This window comes from Neisseria flavescens, assembly GCF_001618065.1.
GTDB lineage: Bacteria > Pseudomonadota > Gammaproteobacteria > Burkholderiales > Neisseriaceae > Neisseria > Neisseria flavescens_A.
Window position 1 is genome coordinate 1 of record NZ_LAEI01000016.1, and the last position, 17,751, is coordinate 17,751.

Here is a 17,751-nt window from a genome sequence, read left to right on the forward strand (position 1 = left end):
CTGAGGAATTGGGCGAGCAGTTTTACCCTTTGGAAATGGATGTTTCGCGCACGGAGTCGATTCAAAACGCTTTAAACAGCCTGCCCGAGCATTTAGCTGAAATCGATTGCCTGATCAACAACGCCGGTTTGGCTTTAGGTTTGGATACTGCCGATAAAGCCGATTTTGGCGATTGGGAAACCATGATTCAAACCAATATCATCGGCCTGACTTTTCTGACCCGCCAGATTTTGCCGCAAATGGTCGCGCGCAAACAGGGCTACATTATCAATTTGGGTTCGATTGCCGGCAGTTATGCTTATTCCGGCAGTAATGTCTATGGTGCAACTAAGGCTTTTGTGCGCCAATTCAGTATGAACCTGCGCGCCGAATTGGCAGATAAAAATATCCGCATTACCAATATCGAACCGGGTTTGTGCGGCGATACCGAGTTTTCCAACGTCCGTTTCAAAGGCGATGATCAGCGTGCGGTCGAGGTTTATGAGAATGTTGAGTTTATCCAGCCGCAAGATATTGCCGATACCGCTTTATGGCTCTATCAACGTCCTGCGCGGATGAACGTCAATTCCATCGAAATCATGCCGGTTGCCCAGACCTTTGCAGGCATGAAAGTTTACCGTGACGCGCCTGCTCCGGTGAAACAAGAAACGTTTGAAAAACAAAGTATGTCTTTGTTTGGAAAAATTAAATCTTGGTTTAAGTGATAGGCATCAGGCCGTCTGAACGTTTCAGACGGCCTCTTTGTTATCTGAAATTGAACAAACACGTTATAATGTAATTTTTTATTAACAAGGCCGTCTGAAAGGCTGTTTCAATTATGAACGCAATCAAACAAAAAATCTTAGAACAAGCGCAGCGCGATGGCGTGCAGGTAACCGCATTGCGCGAGCAAGTGCTTGATATTGTTTTGAAACAAAGCGGAGTGATTAAAGCCTACAACGTTCTGTCGCAGATGCAGCAGCAAAGCGAGGGCGTGGTTGCGCCGCCGACGGCCTACCGCGCCCTTGATTTTTGGGCGGAGCAGGGCGTTTTGCACAAAGTGGCGGCGGTCAACGGCTATATTTTGTGCAGCCACGCGCAGCACGAGTGCAACGACCATTGCCACGACCACGAAGAAACAGAGGCGCACCACAGCGCGTTTATTTTGGTTTGCACCGAATGCGGTACGGCGGATGAGCAGACCTTAAGCCAAGAATGGGCGGCCTTGCGTGCAGGCGTGGCAGAAACCGGTTTCTCATTAAAAGAAGAACATGTTGTTTTAACAGGAATTTGTAAAAAATGTCAGAAGTAAAAAAGACCAAAGCCCACCTGATTTCAGGCTTTCTCGGAACAGGTAAAACCACCGCACTCAAAAGTCTGATGGCGCAAAAAGACCCGAATGAAAAATGGGTCATCATCGTCAACGAATTTGGCGAAATCGGCATTGACGGCGCCGTCTTGAGCGACAACGGCATTCCCGTGGCCGAAATCGCCGGCGGCTGTTTGTGCTGTACCGCCGGCGCGCAAATGGGGACGACCGTTCAAAAAATGCTGCGCGATGCCCAACCCGACCGCTTGATGATTGAAGCCAGCGGTCTGGCACACGCCGCCAGCGTTATCGACGAACTGAAAGCCAAGCCGCTCGACAGTATGCTGGAAATCGGCGCCGTCTTTACCGTTGTCGATCCGCGTCAGTTTATTAATCCCGATTACGCGCAACAGGCCTTGTATAAAGATCAAATCGGCATTTGCGACGTATTGGTTGCCAGCAAAACTGATTTATGCACCCCTGAACAGCTTGCCGAATTTCATGACAAAGCGGCCAAACTGTTCCCGCCTAAAGCCAAAGTGGTTGAAGTCCAAAATGCGCAGCTCGACATCCAGTGGCTTGATATTCCCGTGGTCGAAAAATCGCGCTACCGCCTCAAAGCCCTGCCGGACAACACCATGGGCTTCCAGTCGCAAGGCTTTACTTTCCCTGCCGGACGCGATTTCGACGGTGAAAAATTGACTGATTTCTTCAACGACCTGCCTAAATTGACAGACGGCCTCGTCCGTGCCAAAGGCGTGTTCCAAGTGCTCGGTACATGGGTGTGGCTCAACTGGGTGGACGGACAATGGGGCGCAAATCAGGTTTCATGGCGTCGTGACTCGCGCTTTGAGCTGATTGCCAAATCCTTTGACGCGGATTTGATTGAGAAAAAATTGCTGGAGGCTTTGGAGAAGTAAATCATCGTCCAAACGCTTATTAATCCGTTACGATAACGCTGTCTGAAGCAAGCGGTTTCAGATGGCCTTCAAATCAAAAAAATAGAGGAACACTTAACCATGTGGCGTTATATCTTTCATCGTTTGCTCCTTTTGATTCCCACGCTGTTGGGGATTTTGGCGATTACTTTTGCCGTGATTCAGTTTGTTCCCGGCGGCCCGGTGGAGCAGATGGTTCAGCAGCTGACGCAGGGCGCGGTTGGCGGCGAGACGGCGGGACACAGTATGCCCGGAACTTTGGCCAAAAACGGCAACCGCATCAGTGCGGAGGATTTGGCCGCGCTGAATGCTTTATACGGTTTCGACAAGCCGCCTTTGACGCGTTTTGCCGATATGGTATGGAAATTCGCCCGTTTTGATTTGGGCGAGAGCTTTTTCCATCACCAAACTGTGTTTGAATTGGTGAAAGAGAAAATGCCGGTATCGATGAGTTTGGGTTTGTGGACGTTTTTCCTGACTTATTTGATATGTATTCCGTTGGGTATTGCCAAGGCGGTCAGGGATGGCAGCCGGTTTGATACGGTTACGGGTATGATCATTTTGGTCGGCTATACCGTACCGCCGTTTGTATTGGGTTTGGTGTTGCTGGTGTTGTTTGGCGGCGGCAGTTTTTTTGCCTGGTTCCCGCAGGGCGGCTTGGTCGGCGATGATTTCGATACGCTCTCTTGGGCAGGTAAAGTCAAAGATTATTTATGGCATATGGCCTTGCCGATTACCGCTTCGGTAGCAGGCAACTTGGCGGTCATGACCGTATTGACGAAAAACGTATTCCTTGAAGAAATCCGCCGTCAATATGTTTATACCGCGCGAGCCAAGGGCTTGCCTGAGAAGCAGATTCTGTGGAAACATATTTTCCGCAATGCTATGATTCCTCTGATTACCGGTTTCCCGGCCGCATTTATCGGCGCATTCTTTACCGGCAGCCTGTTGATTGAAACGCTGTTCTCGCTGGACGGGTTGGGTTTGCTGTCTTACGAGGCAGTGATGAAACGCGATTATCCTGTCGTAATGGGTACGCTGTATGTGTTCACGCTGATGGGGTTGTTGGCTAAATTGGTGTCGGATATTTCTTATTCATGGGTCGATCCGCGCATTCACTTTGGCGGACAGAAATAAGGCCGTCTGAAAATATCTTCAATCCATTATTAAAGAATGTTTCGAACCATGAAAAAGAAAAAATCTACTTCAAACCCTACTTGGCAAGCCTTTAAGCAGCATAAGCGCGGTTGGTTGGCTTTGCGGATTTTGGCCGTTTTGTTTGTCGTCACTTTGCTTGCACCTTTGTGGAGCAACGACAAACCTTTGTGGATACGCTATCAGGGCGAGTATTTCTTCCCCTTGGTAAACGAATACAACGAAACCGCATTTGGCGGCGATTTCGATACGCCTGCGGATTATCTGGATCCGCTTATCCGCCACAACATCACTTCAGACGGCAATTTTGCCCTTTACCTGCCCAATCCTTACGATGCCGATACCTTGAACGATTTTGATACGGCACCCGATCCGGCCAAACCGTCCGAACGGCATATCTTGGGAACGGACGACCGCGGCCGCGACCTGTTGGCGCGCTTGGTTTACGGTTTCCGCGATTCGCTGTTGTTTGCCTTGGTGTTGACCGTGGTGACTACCGTAATCGGCGTGGTTGCAGGCGCGGTACAGGGTTATTTTGGCGGTAAAACCGACCTTTTGATGCAGCGTTTTATCGAGGTTTGGGGTGGTATGCCGGAGCTGTACCTCTTGATTATCCTGTCTTCGTTCTTTAATCCGGGGTTGTTGATTTTGCTGGTGTTGCTGTCGCTTTTCGGCTGGATGGGCTTGTCCGACTATGTCCGCGCCGAGTTTTTGAAAAACCGTCAGACCGATTATGTTTTGGCGGCGCGTGCGATGGGTGTGGGCAACCGTGAAATCATGTGGCGCCATATCCTGCCCAACAGCTTGACGCCGGTATTGGCCTTCCTGCCTTTCCGTATATCAGGTGCGGTACTTGCCCTGACCAGTTTGGACTTCTTGGGCTTGGGCGTACCTGCCTCACAGGCAAGTTTGGGCGAGTTGCTGGCGCAAGGCAAAGACAACTTGGACGCGTGGTGGATCGGCCTGTCTGCCGTTGCTACGCTGACGGTGATGCTGCTTTTGCTGGTGATGATCGGCGAAGGTTTGCGTCAGGCATTTGACGTACGCGCACGCAGTTAATTGCTTTTCTAAAGCGTGAAGAGGGTGGGCGGAAAAGCTTATCCTGCATTCTTAGGGCCGTCTGAAAAGTTTCAGACGGCCTCATCCATTCGTTTGAATCATTAAAAACCATGAATCAAGAAATCACATTTCTTACGCTTTTCTTGCTCGGCTTTTTTGGCGGAACGCATTGCGTCGGTATGTGCGGCGGATTGAGCAGCGCATTCGCTTTACAGCTGCCGCCACATTTAAACCGAATCGGGCTGATTGTATTGTTGAACTTGGGGCGCATCAGCAGCTATGTCGTCATTGGCCTGTTGGTCGGTTTGGTCGGGCAGGTCGGCATTTCCTTGGATGATACGCGCGCGGTTCAAAACGGTTTGTATATTGCCGCCAATGTTTTGCTGCTTTTACTTGGGTTGTATCTTGCCGGGATTTCGACTGCTGCAACCAAAATCGAAGGCATCGGCAAACCGATATGGAAACGCCTGAATCCTTTGCTGAACAAATTGCTGCCGATTAAATCGGTGCCTGCCTGTTTCGGCGTGGGCGTGCTTTGGGGCTGGCTGCCTTGCGGTTTGGTGTACAGCGCGTCTTTGTATGCTTTGGGCAGCGGCAATGCCTTGCACGGCGGGCTGTATATGCTGGCGTTTGCATTGGGGACATTGCCGAACCTGCTCGCGATGGGCATATTTGCAGCGCAGTTGAAAACCTTTCTGCAAAAACGCATGGTTCGTTTGTGCGCCGGATTATTAGTGGCAGGATGGGCGATATGGCGCTTGGCCGTATTTGCAATGGGGCAAATCGGGTAAGGTAAAAAGGTTTTATTAGTTTTTTGCTTTGCAATCAAAAAGGCCGTCTGAAAGATTTTCAGACGGCCTTTTCACAAGAAAGATTTTAATGTATCAAATTCCAAGTCATCTTGGCGGCAATCAGCAGCAACATAATACCGAAGGCGATTTTGAGTTTTCGTGCGGGCAGCTTGTGCGCCGTTTTTACGCCGAGCGGAGCAAAGAGGATGGTGGCAACGCTCAATATGGCCACGGCCGGAAGATAGATAAAGCCTGCCGCGCCTTCAGGCAGGTTGGCAATATGCAAACCGTTGGCAAAATAGCCGATGGTGCCGGCAACTGCAATCGGCCATGCCAGACCTGAAGATGTGCCGATGGCGCGGTGTGCCGGAAAGTTGCAATACAGCAGAAATGGAACGGATAAAGAACCGCCACCGATACCGACCCAGCTTGAAGCCGCACCAAAAAGCGTGCCCGCGGCTGTCAGGCCGGGGAGGGAGGGCAGGGTGCGTGAAGGTGTGGGTCTGGAATCGAGTAGGGTTTTGAGTGCGATAAAGGCAAGAAATGCAATAAAGAAAACCTGCAAAGCCAGCGTCGGCATATATTTTGCCGTTATCGCGCCGAGGAGTACGCCGAGTATCATGCCCGGCGTCATTCGGCGGACGGTCGCCCAATCGATGGCGTGCTTTTTATGTTGGGCGTACATACTGGAGAAGGTGGTAAATACCATGACGGCAAAGGAAGTGCCGATGGCAAGATGCTGGGCATAGGGGTGGCTGCCTATGCCTTGCAGTTGCAACTCCCATAAGACAACGGGGACAATCAGCGTGCCGCCACCTACGCCGAACAGTCCGGCAATAAAGCCCGCCGCACTGCCGACGGCGAGCAGGGCAAAGATGATGTCCCAATACCACATTTCAGATGGCCTTGTCGTGTTTGTGTGATTTATGGCGTTTTTTAAACCAACGGATGACTGCCATCACATAACCGGACAGGCTGTAACCGAGGAAAAACAGGAAGAGGACGAGCGAAGGTTCCCAATTGATCAAAAGCAGAATCAATACGGCCAACACCATGCCCATAAACGGCACTTGGCGGCGGATGTTGATTTCTTTGAAGCTCCAAAACGGAATCTGCACAATCATGGAAATGCCGGCAAACAGGGTGATACCCAATGCCCACCAATGCACGTTGGGGAAGCGTTCGACGCTGTGGTTGACCCAAATCAGGCCGACAATCAACGCAGCGGCGGTCGGGCTGGGCACGCCGATAAACCAACGTTTATCAACTTTGCCGATAAGCGTGTTGAACAGCGCCAAACGCAGGGCGGCGCAGGCGCAGTAGATAAAGGCGACGGAATAACCGATTTTGCCAAACTGCCAAAGTTGCCATTTGTAGGCAATCAGGGCAGGCGCGACGCCGAAACTGACCATATCGGCGAGGCTGTCGAGCTGTTCGCCGAACGCGCTTTGGCTGTTGGTCAGCCGCGCTACGCGTCCGTCCATACCGTCGAGCAGCATGGAAAGGAAAACTGCAATCGCCGCTGTTTCATAACGTCCGTGCATAGACTGGGTAATGGCGAAGAAGGCGCAAAACAGTGCGGCGATGGTAAAGGAATTGGGCAGCAGGTAAATGCTGTTTTTGCGGATGGAGTTGCGTGGTGGAATCGGATTTTCTGTATTTTGTGAGTTGTCCATAATGTTTCCGTATATGCTGCGTGTGCAGATGAGGCATTATACCGCATTGGCAGGTTAAGGATTTTTAAAAGGCAGACATAGTTTCACTTCAATCGCATAAAGTTTCAGACTGCCTTTATTCCATCAGTCAAACAACTCGCCCTGCGCCTGCTCTTTGGTCACGCGTACGTCGGTTTCACCGTCGGCAAAAGTGATGTGCAGTTTCTGCCCTTGTTTCAACGTATCGGCATTGCGGATGACTTGTCCGCGTGTGTTTTTGACGACCGAAAAGCCGCGCTCCAGAATATGCTGCGGCGATACGGCTTCGAGCAATGCGGCTTGGGCGGTCAGGCTTTGACGGCGGTGGGTAAGCAGCTGGCGGAAGGAATGCGACAGGGCCGTCTGAAAACGGTCAATATTGTTTTTGTAAACGGAAACATCAGGACGGCAATGTTTCAGAGTTTGGGTTTGGCGTTCAAAACGGGCGGTGTGGGCGCGGAGGTTTTGCGTCATCGAGTAAGACAGCATTTGCGCCAGCTTGCTGATTGAAGCGCGCTGCTCGTCAAGTTTTTGGCGCGGATGACGGATTTGCCGTGCGAGCCAGTCGAGTTTTTGGCTGGCATCGAAATAGCGTTGCTCTAAAACGGTTTTCAGACGGCCTTGCGCTTGGGCTAGACGAAGTAGCGATTCTTGGCGGTTGGGGCTGACCAATTCTGCCGCGCCGGTCGGCGTGGGCGCGCGTACGTCAGCGACAAAATCGGCGAGCGTAAAATCGGTTTCGTGTCCTACGCCGCTGACGACTGGAATCGCGCAGGCTTCGATGGCGCGTACGACCGGCTCTTCATTAAATGCCCACAAGTCTTCGATGCTGCCGCCGCCGCGACAGACAATCAATACGTCACACTCGGCGCGTTGCGAAGCGGTTTTAATCGCTTGGGCAATTTGTAACTCGCTGCCTGTGCCTTGAACGGGTGTCGGATAAACGATAACGGGAATTTCGGGTGCGCGGCGGTTTAAGGTGGTTACAACATCGCGCAAAGCCGCTGCTGCCAGGCTGGTGACGATGCCGATACATTGCGCTCGGGTGGGCAACGGTTTTTTGCGTTCCGCTGAAAACGCGCCTTCCGCCTGCAACTGCGCCTTCAATCGTTCATAGGCTTCGTAAAGCTGCCCCAAGCCTTTGAGCCGTACTTCGTTTACGGTAATCTGAAATTCGCCCCGCGCTTCATAAATACTGATTTTTCCTGATACTTCGATATGGTCGCCTTCTTTCAAAGGCTTCGCCAAACGCATGGCTGCACCCTTAAACATTGCGCAACGCACCTGCGCGCGGCTGTCTTTGAGCGAGAAATAATAATGTCCGCTGGCGGCACGGGTCAGGTTGGATACTTCACCGGCAATCCACAAGCCTGCAAGATGGTCTTCCAGCAAGGCTTTGGCAAGGGCGTTGAGTTCGGATACGGAAATGGAGGAGGGCGCGAAAAGTTCGGACATTGCGAAACAGGAAAAATTTGGGAAAGCTGAATTATAAGGGTTTTAGAGCGATTCGTTGTATTCGTTTTCATGAAACTTGCACCCTTTGTTTTAATATTATCAAAGCTGCATGTTCAGACGGCCTTGTCTGGGCAGGCTTGTGTTATATTATCGTTTGATTTTCGCTTCAAAAGCCGTGCGTATGCCCAAACTCCACCAAATCATTGAACGCCATTGGCAATCCTCCAATCCGTTTTTGTCTTTGCTGTTAAAACCATTGTCCAAGCTGTTTGCCAAAATTGCGGCGAAACGGCGCGATGATTTTTTTTCAGGCCGTCTGAAAAGCGAAAAATTGCCTGTGCCTGTGGTGGTGGTCGGCAATATTCATGCAGGCGGAACAGGGAAAACGCCGATTGTTGCCGCGCTGGTGTCGGGTTTGCAGGAAAAGGGCGTTAAGGTCGGCATCATCAGTCGAGGTTACGGACGCAAGAGCAAGGCGGTTCATGTATTGAATACAGCCAGCAATGCGGCAGATGCAGGCGACGAGCCTTTATTGCTGTTTCGCCAAACCGGTGCGCCAACGGCGGTAGGTGGCAGCCGTGCAGAAGCAGGCAGGGCATTGCTTGCGGCGCATCCGGAGCTTGAATTGATTGTGGCCGATGACGGCTTGCAACATTATGCCTTGCAACGCGATATGGAAATTGCCGTATTTCCTGCGGCAGATACTGGACGCACCAATTTGGATTTACTGCCCAACGGCAGCTTGCGCGAACCTTTGTCTCGGTTGGCTTCCGTTGATGCGGTCGTCGTCAGTGGCGGAAAAGCAGATACGGCATTCAGGCCGTCTGAAAATATGTTTGTCAGCCATATTGAAACAGGGCAGATTTACTGTTTGAACAGGCCGTCTGAAAAATTGGATTTGGCGGGTTTGGGAAATCAGACCGTCTCCGCTGTCGCCGGTATCGCCAAGCCGGAGCGTTTTTTCAATACGTTGCGAAGCATGAATATTGCTTTAAAACAAACCGTTGCCTTGCCTGATCATGCAGATATTACGGCAGCGAATTTGCCGGACGCAGATGTGGTGATTATCACGGAAAAGGATGCGGTCAAATTTTCAGACGGCCACGGCCTGAATCATGTGTGGGTCTTGCCTGTTTATGCGATAATTGAGCCGGACTTGGCGGCGTTTGTATCCGCGAATGTTTCAATCTAAATGCTTATAGATGTTTCACAGATGTTTTAAAGATGATCTTAAAACTACGCGATAGGAGTAAATCATGAAGTTAAAATATTTGTTGGTCGCTTGCGCAGCTTTATTTGTATCCACTCAAAGCTTAGCTGCTAAACCAAGTGATGAATCTGCAATGAAATGGTTGGAGATTCAAGGGATAAGCAGTAATTATAGCGAGAAAGTACAACGTTCTTTGGAGATGGTGAATAAAGAGGACAATGAGCGCTTGTTAACGATGACGCCCAAAGCTCAAAAAGCGCAGATGAAGGCAGTCATCAGCCGTTATATGAAAAACATGCAAGACGATTTGAGCCGCCCTGAGTTGAAAAAACAATGGCTGGATGAAGAAAAGCGTGCCGTGCAGAAAGTATTTACACAAGAAGAAGTCGATGTACTCAACAGCTTCTTCTCTTCCCCTCGGGGCAAGGGTATTTTGAAAAAAATCAATCATCTCAGACAGCATGGCGGAGATATTGACAATGTGCTGAGCCAAGCAGACGTGGATAGCATAGTAAAAGTATTTGAGCATGGGGCCGGTAAGTCTGCATTTGAAAAGATAGAACGTTTCGACAAATTGAATGATGAGATTGTTGAAAAGACAATGAGCAACAACTATATCAACGCAAGCAGGAAATATACACCTGCTTTTAAAGCGCAAACGCGTGATATTTTGTGCAAGGGCAATAAACATTCTTCGGAATGTGCCAAATAGTATGCAGGCCGTCTGAAAATATTGATATTTATTAAGTAGGTAGAAAAATGAAATTAAAACTTTATTGTTGCCTTTTGCTGCTTTGGCCTTATGTGCCAATGCGTTTGCCACTATACCTAGCGATGAGTCGCTGGAGCGTTTGTATCAAGTACAGAAGATGGATGCTCTGTTGGATCAGACCTTCCAAAGTGTCGAGGGTATTGTGCTCTCTGATCCAAAGGTACAGGATTTTTTGAAAAATGCGCCGGAAGACAAACGTCCGCAGTTGGAAGCAGTCTTAAAGAAATATACAACTCAATGGATTGCTGCAATTAATACACCGCAAGTGCGTGCCCAATTACATAAAGCGACGTTAGACGGCATAAAGACGGTTTATACTCAGGAAGAAGTCAATGCATTGATTGACTTTTATGGTACGACAGTAGGGCAATCGATACTCGATAAAATGCCACGCTATCTTGAGGCAACGATGGGTCCGATGATAAACATCATTAATGAAAAATATGAAAAATCAGATTATAAAAAAGACTTAACTCGGGAAATTCAGCAGATTATGTGTGGCGGCAAAAATCCTGACCAAGTCTGTACACGGCAAACAAAAAAGCAAACAAAGAAAACGGCACGGAAAAAATGATGCTGCTTGAGACCGTCTGAAAACGAGCGCAGCAATTTTCGTCAAAGTGAGCGCAGCAAGTTCTGCCAAACCATCAAACCCGAAAGTGACCCCATGGAAAAAAAATTCTTAGACATCCTTGTTTGTCCTGTGACCAAAGGCAAACTCGAATACCATCAAGACAAACAGGAATTGTGGAGCCGTCAGGCGAAGCTGGCTTATCCGATTCGTGACGGCATCCCTTATATGTTGGAAAACGAAGCACGAGCGTTGAGCGAAGAGGAACTGAAAGCATGACCGAATTTGTCGTATTGATTCCGGCGCGGTTGGATTCTTCACGTCTGCCGGGAAAGGCTTTGGCTGATATTCACGGTAAACCGATGGTTGTACGCGTCGCCGAACAGGCGGCGAAAAGCAAGGCCGCGCGTGTTGTCGTTGCCACCGATCATCCTGATATTCAGACGGCCTGTCAGGCGCACGGTGTCGAAGTGGTCATGACTTCCAATCAACACGAAAGCGGTACAACGCGCCTTGCCGAAGCGGCCAATACGCTGAAACTGCCGCAGCATCTGATTGTCGTGAACGTACAAGGCGACGAGCCTTTAATCGATCCCGAACTCATCAACCGTACAGCCGAAGTTTTGGTTGAAAACAATGTGCAAATGGCGACGGCCGCTCACGAATTGCACGATTTTGACGAGTTTATGAATCCTAACGTTGTCAAAGCCGTCCTCGACAAAAACCGCAACGCCATCTATTTCAGCCGCGCCCCGATTCCTTATCCGCGCGACGCCATGCGCGCCGAAAAACGCGAATTACCTTCAGAAACAGCTGTTTTGCGCCACATCGGCATTTATGCCTATCGTGCAGGTTTCCTGCAACGCTATTCCGAAATGGAAGTTTCTCCTTTGGAAACCATCGAATCGCTGGAACAATTGCGCGTCCTGTGGCACGGTTATCCGATTGCCGTTGAAATTGCCCAAGAAGCGCCAGCCGCCGGCGTGGATACGCAGGAAGATTTGGACAGGGTAAGGGCTGTGTTCGAGGCCGTCTGAAGGGAAAAAAACATGAATGATTTACGCCATTTGAACCGTGACGAACAAAAACTGCTTGCCGACGTGGCGAAGCTGGTAAGAGAAGACGAACAAGAATTTAACTATGACATGCTGAAAATAGAAGCGCCGGAGCAGGCCAGCGGCGAGTTTTGGTTCCGCATGGCAGAAATGCTCAGCACTTTGCCGCCCAACCAGTCGTTGGACTTGCGTATGAACGGCGGACGCTTGACCGTTGCCGTATCGATTTTGTCGGTATTGCTGCAAGACAATCCCGATATTCCGCAGCTTTGGGCACAAAAAATCATTGCGCTCAACTATTTGGCTCATGGTCATCAAACCCGTGCAATCGGTCTGGCACAGCAGCCGGACAAAGCGGCCGAAGCCAATGAGGAAGAATATTTGGCAAAAGCCTTATCGCAAAACTTGCTTTCCACTTTGAAAGACGCGATAGAGCGATTCCCCGAAGACTCATGGTTTATCGAAATGCGCGACGATGCATGGAAGCATTTCGGCCCGAAAGAGGCCGTCTGAAGTTTTGAACGATAAACACAAGCCGTGTAAAATTATCTGAACATTAAATCCGTCAACCAAAAGGACTCATCATGAAAGTATTATTGTTGGGCGCACCAGGCGCCGGCAAAGGCACACAGGCTCAATTCATCACTGCTGCATTCGGCATTCCTCAAATCTCTACCGGCGATATGCTCCGCGCAGCCATCAAAGCAGGCACTCCGCTGGGTTTGGAAGCAAAAAAATCATTGATGAAGGCGGTTTGGTACGCGATGACATCATTATCGGCATGGTTAAAGAGCGCATTGCCCAAGACGACTGCAAAAACGGTTTCCTGTTTGACGGTTTCCCACGTACATTGGCACAAGCCGAAGCCATGGTTGAAGCCGGTGTGGATTTGGATGCCGTGGTTGAAATCGATGTGCCTGACAGTGTGATTGTCGACCGTATGAGCGGCCGCCGCGTGCATTTGGCTTCTGGCCGTACTTACCACGTTACCTACAATCCGCCTAAAGTTGAAGGCAAAGACGACGTAACCGGCGAAGACTTGATTCAACGCGACGACGACAAAGAAGAAACCGTGAAAAAACGCCTTGCCGTGTACCACGAACAAACCGAAGTTTTGGTTGATTTTTACAGCAAACTGGAAGGCGAACATGCGCCTAAATATATCAAAGTTGATGGCACTCAACCGGTAGAAGCCGTGAAAGCCGAAGTATTGAAAGGTTTGGGCAAATAAGTTTTGCCAAAGTAAAATCATGAGGCCGTCTGAAAAAATATTTTCAGACGGCCTTTTTCATTATTGTATAAATTAACCAAATTTTCGTTCTAGTTCTTTTGCTAGAGACCATCCTGCTGATTCAAGTAATGCAACAGAAATAGTTGGTGCAACAACGCTGCCTAAACCGGGAATTAATTTAGAAAATTCCTTTGCCATTGTTTTTATGGGTTGTTTTAACATGGTATTTTTAATTGCAGCTATAGCCATTGCTTCAGCAGCAGTTTTGGTCATATTCCCACCAAAAACAGCACAGAGACTTGTGCACATGGTAGTCATTGCGACCATATCTGTAGCAATACCAAGTCCTGGGACGGGAACGGCATTACCTGCGGCAGCAGCAACTGCATGAGAATGGATAATTTTATGGCATTTTGATTCTTGAGCTGGTGTCATAGTTTTCTCGTAACAGATAAGATATAAAACGGTGCAATACTACGTTATTCGTAGTAAATAATCAAGAAAAATATACGAAATTCGTAACTTTGATTTTTAGGATAGAAGTTATGAGTTTACAAGAAATTTTTACAAGGCGATTTAAGGAAGCAAGAAAAGCAAAAAATTTGACGCAGGAGAAACTGGGATTGGCGATAGGGTTAGATGAGTTTGTGGCAAGTACGCGTATTAATCGCTACGAGAAAGGAAATCATCAGCCTGATTTGAATACTTTGCAGAAAATTGCTGAAGTATTGGAAGTTCCACCAGCCTTTTTTTTCAGTGATGATGAATTTTCTGTAAAAATTTTAGATTTATATAAGAATAATTAAGGTGTGTTGTAATGAGGCCGTCTGAAAAAATATTTTCAGACGGCCTTTTGTGTACAAAAGCTGTTAAAATCGAAGCTATAACCGTTTATCCGCAGGCATCTTATGAATCCCTTGATCTCCGACTTCCAAACTCAGCAACAACGTACTCCCGTTATCGTCGCCCTCGATTTTGCCAACGAAAAAGATACGCTCGGATTTGTCCGCAATCTTGATCCGACACTGTGTCAAATCAAAATCGGCAAAGAGCTGTTTACCGCAACCGGCCGTAATTTGGCAGAAAGTTTAATCAATCAAGGTTTCAAACTTTTCCTCGATTTGAAATATCACGATATTCCCCACACAGTTGCTCAGGCCTGTAAAGTTGCCGCCGATATGGGCGTGTGGATGGTCGATATGCACGCATCGGGCGGTCGCCGCATGATGGAAGCCGCAGTAGAAGCCGTTGCCGGATATCACATCAAGCCGCTTTTGATCGGGGTAACCGTGTTGACCAGCATGGAACAAAGCGACTTGGCCGAAATCGGTTTGAACATCGCCCCTGAAGAACAAGTCATCCGCTTGGCGAAACTGGCGCAAAGTTCAGGCTTGGACGGCGTGGTATGTTCCGCTCAAGAAGCTGCACCACTGCGCCGCGAATTGGGGCAGGATTTTGTCTTGGTAACACCCGGCATCCGCTTGGACGTTGCAGGCAATAACGACGACCAACGCCGCATCATGACACCAGCCGAAGCCTTGGCTGCCGGCTCAACCTATTTGGTAATGGGTCGCCCGGTAACCAAAGCTGCCGATCCGGTAGCCGTATTGCGTGAAGTTAATCGGGTGGCAAACGCTTAAGGCCGTCTGAAGTATGAAGGCGATTGTGATTGGTGCGACAGGCGCAACAGGAAAATCCTTGTTGCCTCTGCTTGCAGCCAGTTCAGAGGTTGAGTCTATCGACTGTTTTGGTCGCAGACATCCTGATTTTACCCACCAAAAGCTAAATAGCCGTCAGATTGATTTTTCTAAGCCTGATGATTGGCGCGAAAAAGTGCAGGGCGATGTATTGTTTGCCTGCTTGGGAACAACTCTGAAAGCGGCAGGCAGTAAAGAAGCGCAATGGGCAATTGATTATGAGGCAAATCTTGAATTTGCCAAAGCCGCACGAGAAAACGGCGTGCATACTTTGGTTTTGGTTTCCGCTTCCGGTGCAAATTCTGCTTCGCGCCTGTTTTATCAAAGGATGAAAGGCGAATTGGAGCAGGCATTAATTGCTTTGAACTTTCCGTGCTTCATCATTTTCCGTCCACCATTGCTGATTCGTCCGAATAGCGACCGATTGGGTGAGAAAATTGCCGAACGGATTTTGTATGGATTCAACCGCATCGGCATGCTGAAAAGCCAACGTCCGCTTGCTGTCGAAAAATTGGCACAAGCCATGCTGAAAGCAGCGTTGTTGTCATCTCATGAACAGGCGTCGTACTCGAAAAAACATATGCAGGTATATGAGCCTCAAGATATTTTTAGGCTGTTAGATCAATAATCTGATAACAAGCCTTACACAGAGATTTTAATGGAGCCAGTATGGTAACCAAGTTCCAACAAGAAACCCTCAAATCCCGTTTTGCACAAGCCAAAGTCCTTGTTGTCGGCGATGTAATGCTCGACCGCTATTGGTTTGGCGATGTGTCCCGTATTTCTCCTGAGGCCCCTGTGCCGGTGGCGAAAATTTCCCGTATCGACCAACGCGCGGGTGGGGCAGCAAACGTTGCCCGCAATATCGCCTCATTAGGCGGTAAAGTGGGGCTGTTGTCCGTTACCGGCGATGATGAAGCTGCAGATGCGCTGGACGCATTGATGGTGCAAGACGGCGTTTCTTCCTATCTGATGCGCGACAAGCAAATTGCGACTACTGTCAAATTGCGCGTTGTTGCCCGGAATCAGCAGCTTATCCGACTTGATTTTGAGGAGCCGCCGCATCGTGAGGTATTGGAACAAATCAAGCATCAATACCGCGAAGTGTTGCCTGAATACGATGCCATTATTTTTTCAGATTACGGCAAGGGTGGCCTGTCGCATATTTCCGATATGATCGATTGGGCGAAACAGGCCGGTAAACCTGTTTTAATCGACCCCAAAGGCGACGATTACGAAAAATATGCCGGCGCTACGCTGATTACGCCGAATCGTGCAGAATTGAAAGAAGTGGTGGGCAGCTGGAAAAACGAAAACGATTTGACCGAGAAAGCCCAAAATCTGCGCCGCCATCTCGACTTGACCGCTATTTTGCTAACCCGAAGCGAAGAGGGTATGACCCTGTTCAATGAGGGTGAGCCGATTTATCAGCCTACACGGGCCCAAGAAGTCTATGATGTATCCGGTGCGGGCGATACCGTTATTGCCGGAGTGGGCTTAGGGTTGGCCGCTGGTTATACCATGCCCGAAGCGATGCACCTTGCTAATACGGCAGCGGGCGTTGTCGTGGCGAAACTTGGTACGGCGGTTTGCTCGTTTTCAGAGTTGAATAAGGCATTGGAAGAGCAATAATGATTGTTTCAGACGGCCTTAAAATTCTAAATGTCGTCTGAAAATAGAGTTGGAATATAATCCAGACAGACAAGTTTTTATTTTCAGACGGCATGATTTCTTCAAGGCCGTCTGAAAAATCAAAATAAAGGAAATTCATTATGACCATTATCGTAACAGGCGCGGCCGGCTTTATCGGTAGCAACATCGTCAAAGCACTTAACCAGCGCGGTATTACCGACATTGTTGCCGTTGACAATTTGAGCAAAGGCGAAAAATTTAAAAACCTTGCCGAGTGTGAAATTGCCCATTATCTCGATAAACACGAATTCATCCGCCAAGTGCGTGGCCATCTTCTGCCTTACGACAATATTGAAGCGGTTTTCCATCAAGGCGCATGTTCCGACACCATGAATCATGACGGCCTTTATATGATGGACAACAACTATCAGTACACGCTCGACCTCTTAGATTGGTGTCAGGACGAACGTATTCCGTTCCTCTATGCCTCCAGCGCCGCCGTGTACGGCAAAGGCGAAATCTTCCGCGAAGAGCGCGAACTGGAAAAACCGCTCAATGTGTACGGTTACTCTAAATTCCTATTTGACCAAGTATTGCGCCGCCGCATGAAAGAAGGTTTGACCGCCCAAGTCGTCGGCTTCCGCTACTTCAATGTTTACGGACAACAGGAGCAACACAAAGGCCGTATGGCATCAGTTGCCTTCCATCATTTCCACCAATACCGCGAACATGGTTATGTTAATCTGTTTGGTGCCAATGACGGCTACGGCAACGGCGAGCAAACACGCGACTTTGTCAGCATAGAAGACGTTGCCAAGGTTAACCTTTACTTCTTCGATCATCCTGAGCTTTCAGGTATCTTTAACCTCGGTACAGGCCGCAGCCAACAGTTTAACGAACTTGCCGCCGCCACCGTCAACGCCTGCCGTGCGGCCGAAGGCAAGCCTGAAATGAGTTTGAAAGAGCTGGTTGAAGAAGAACTTATCCGTTATATCCCATTCCCAGATGCACTCAAAGGCAAATATCAGAGCTTTACTCAAGCGGACATTACCAAGCTGCGCGAAGCCGGGTATAAAGAAGAATTCTTGGATGTAAAACAAGGCGTCAGCCGTTACGTTAAATGGATGCTGGAGAAATTGGTTTAAGTCCTTCTGATTTGAATGATAAGGCCGTCTGAAAAAGGATTTTCAGACAGCCTTATCA

21 protein-coding genes and 1 pseudogene are annotated in these 17,751 nt (G+C 49.0%); 18 read left to right on the plus strand and 4 right to left on the minus strand.

Features of this window, described 5'->3' with window-relative positions:
- The 6 genes from TW89_RS03175 to TW89_RS03200 all read left to right on the plus strand — a co-directional run.
- Positions 1–704, plus strand: a 704-nt coding sequence (locus TW89_RS03175; protein ID WP_128580530.1) for an SDR family NAD(P)-dependent oxidoreductase, incomplete at its 5' end; no start/stop codon positions are given.
- Positions 705–817: 113 nt separating this feature from the next.
- The gene (locus TW89_RS03180; RefSeq protein WP_003746077.1) at positions 818–1,291 is read left to right on the plus strand and encodes a Fur family transcriptional regulator; all 474 of its coding nucleotides are present in this window, start codon (positions 818–820) and stop codon (positions 1,289–1,291) included.
- Positions 1,279–2,208 carry a CobW family GTP-binding protein gene (locus tag TW89_RS03185; RefSeq protein WP_128580531.1) on the plus strand — a complete coding sequence of 310 codons (930 nt, stop codon included), beginning with the start codon at positions 1,279–1,281 and terminating at the stop codon, positions 2,206–2,208. The genes TW89_RS03180 and TW89_RS03185 overlap by 13 nt, the downstream gene beginning before the upstream one ends.
- 99 nt (positions 2,209–2,307) lie before the next feature.
- Positions 2,308–3,363: an ABC transporter permease subunit gene (locus tag TW89_RS03190; protein WP_070814465.1), complete on the plus strand. Its 1,056-nt coding sequence runs from the start codon at positions 2,308–2,310 to the stop codon at positions 3,361–3,363.
- Positions 3,364–3,399: 36 nt separating this feature from the next.
- Positions 3,400–4,440: an ABC transporter permease gene (locus TW89_RS03195; RefSeq protein ID WP_049333261.1), complete on the plus strand. Its 1,041-nt coding sequence runs from the start codon at positions 3,400–3,402 to the stop codon at positions 4,438–4,440.
- 110 nt (positions 4,441–4,550) lie between these two features.
- Entirely contained in the window at positions 4,551–5,231 is a 681-nt protein-coding gene (locus TW89_RS03200) for a sulfite exporter TauE/SafE family protein (RefSeq protein ID WP_003680951.1), read from the plus strand.
- A gap of 85 nt (positions 5,232–5,316) precedes the next feature.
- Here the strand turns inward: TW89_RS03200 and TW89_RS03205 are convergent, their stop codons facing one another.
- The 3 genes from TW89_RS03205 to xseA all read right to left on the minus strand — a co-directional run bounded on the left by TW89_RS03205 (position 5,317) and on the right by xseA (position 8,380).
- The gene (locus TW89_RS03205) at positions 5,317–6,126 is read right to left on the minus strand and encodes a sulfite exporter TauE/SafE family protein (protein ID WP_128580532.1); all 810 of its coding nucleotides are present in this window, start codon (positions 6,124–6,126) and stop codon (positions 5,317–5,319) included.
- 1 nt (position 6,127) lies between these two features.
- Positions 6,128–6,907: a CDP-diacylglycerol--serine O-phosphatidyltransferase gene (pssA, locus tag TW89_RS03210; RefSeq protein ID WP_128580533.1), complete on the minus strand. Its 780-nt coding sequence runs from the start codon at positions 6,905–6,907 to the stop codon at positions 6,128–6,130.
- A 123-nt stretch (positions 6,908–7,030) separates the two neighbouring features.
- Positions 7,031–8,380, minus strand: a complete 1,350-nt coding sequence (gene xseA / locus TW89_RS03215; protein WP_128580534.1) for an exodeoxyribonuclease VII large subunit — start codon at positions 8,378–8,380, stop codon at positions 7,031–7,033.
- A 181-nt stretch (positions 8,381–8,561) separates the two neighbouring features.
- Between xseA and lpxK the strand changes: the two genes are divergently transcribed.
- The 7 genes and pseudogenes from lpxK to adk all read left to right on the plus strand — a co-directional run bounded on the left by lpxK (position 8,562) and on the right by adk (position 13,219).
- A complete protein-coding gene (gene lpxK, locus TW89_RS03220; protein ID WP_128580535.1) occupies positions 8,562–9,572 on the plus strand; it encodes a tetraacyldisaccharide 4'-kinase in 1,011 nt (336 codons plus the stop codon).
- Positions 9,573–9,636: 64 nt separating this feature from the next.
- On the plus strand, positions 9,637–10,302 hold the full coding sequence (locus TW89_RS03225) for a DUF2059 domain-containing protein (protein ID WP_070644932.1): 666 nt from the start codon (positions 9,637–9,639) through the stop codon (positions 10,300–10,302).
- A gap of 64 nt (positions 10,303–10,366) precedes the next feature.
- The gene (locus tag TW89_RS03230; protein ID WP_283114381.1) at positions 10,367–10,936 is read left to right on the plus strand and encodes a DUF2059 domain-containing protein; all 570 of its coding nucleotides are present in this window, start codon (positions 10,367–10,369) and stop codon (positions 10,934–10,936) included.
- Positions 10,937–11,029: 93 nt separating this feature from the next.
- Positions 11,030–11,212 (plus strand): Trm112 family protein, encoded by a 183-nt coding sequence (locus tag TW89_RS03235; protein ID WP_003679524.1) that lies wholly within the window; start codon positions 11,030–11,032, stop codon positions 11,210–11,212.
- Positions 11,209–11,970, plus strand: a complete 762-nt coding sequence (kdsB, locus tag TW89_RS03240; RefSeq protein WP_128580537.1) for a 3-deoxy-manno-octulosonate cytidylyltransferase — start codon at positions 11,209–11,211, stop codon at positions 11,968–11,970. The genes TW89_RS03235 and kdsB overlap by 4 nt, the downstream gene beginning before the upstream one ends.
- A gap of 12 nt (positions 11,971–11,982) precedes the next feature.
- Entirely contained in the window at positions 11,983–12,501 is a 519-nt protein-coding gene (locus tag TW89_RS03245) for a 3-deoxy-manno-octulosonate cytidylyltransferase (protein ID WP_128580538.1), read from the plus strand.
- Between the two features lie 71 nt (positions 12,502–12,572).
- A pseudogene (gene adk / locus TW89_RS03250) lies at positions 12,573–13,219 on the plus strand (adenylate kinase).
- A 72-nt stretch (positions 13,220–13,291) separates the two neighbouring features.
- On the opposite strand, the gene TW89_RS03255 reads toward adk, so the two are convergent.
- Complete coding sequence (locus tag TW89_RS03255) at positions 13,292–13,654, minus strand: hypothetical protein (protein ID WP_070644924.1); 363 nt, start codon at positions 13,652–13,654, stop codon at positions 13,292–13,294.
- Between the two features lie 110 nt (positions 13,655–13,764).
- Between TW89_RS03255 and TW89_RS03260 the strand changes: the two genes are divergently transcribed.
- From TW89_RS03260 to rfaD, 5 genes are all read left to right on the plus strand, one after another.
- Entirely contained in the window at positions 13,765–14,025 is a 261-nt protein-coding gene (locus tag TW89_RS03260; RefSeq protein WP_070644922.1) for a helix-turn-helix domain-containing protein, read from the plus strand.
- Positions 14,026–14,127: 102 nt separating this feature from the next.
- On the plus strand, positions 14,128–14,859 hold the full coding sequence (gene pyrF, locus TW89_RS03265; protein WP_128580539.1) for an orotidine-5'-phosphate decarboxylase: 732 nt from the start codon (positions 14,128–14,130) through the stop codon (positions 14,857–14,859).
- Between the two features lie 13 nt (positions 14,860–14,872).
- Positions 14,873–15,544, plus strand: coding sequence for an NAD(P)H-binding protein (locus TW89_RS03270; RefSeq protein ID WP_128580540.1), 672 nt, complete (start codon positions 14,873–14,875; stop codon positions 15,542–15,544).
- A gap of 41 nt (positions 15,545–15,585) precedes the next feature.
- Positions 15,586–16,548, plus strand: a complete 963-nt coding sequence (gene rfaE1 / locus TW89_RS03275) for a D-glycero-beta-D-manno-heptose-7-phosphate kinase (protein ID WP_128580541.1) — start codon at positions 15,586–15,588, stop codon at positions 16,546–16,548.
- Between the two features lie 140 nt (positions 16,549–16,688).
- Positions 16,689–17,693 (plus strand): ADP-glyceromanno-heptose 6-epimerase, encoded by a 1,005-nt coding sequence (rfaD, locus tag TW89_RS03280; protein WP_128580542.1) that lies wholly within the window; start codon positions 16,689–16,691, stop codon positions 17,691–17,693.
- Positions 17,694–17,751 lie beyond the last annotated feature (58 nt).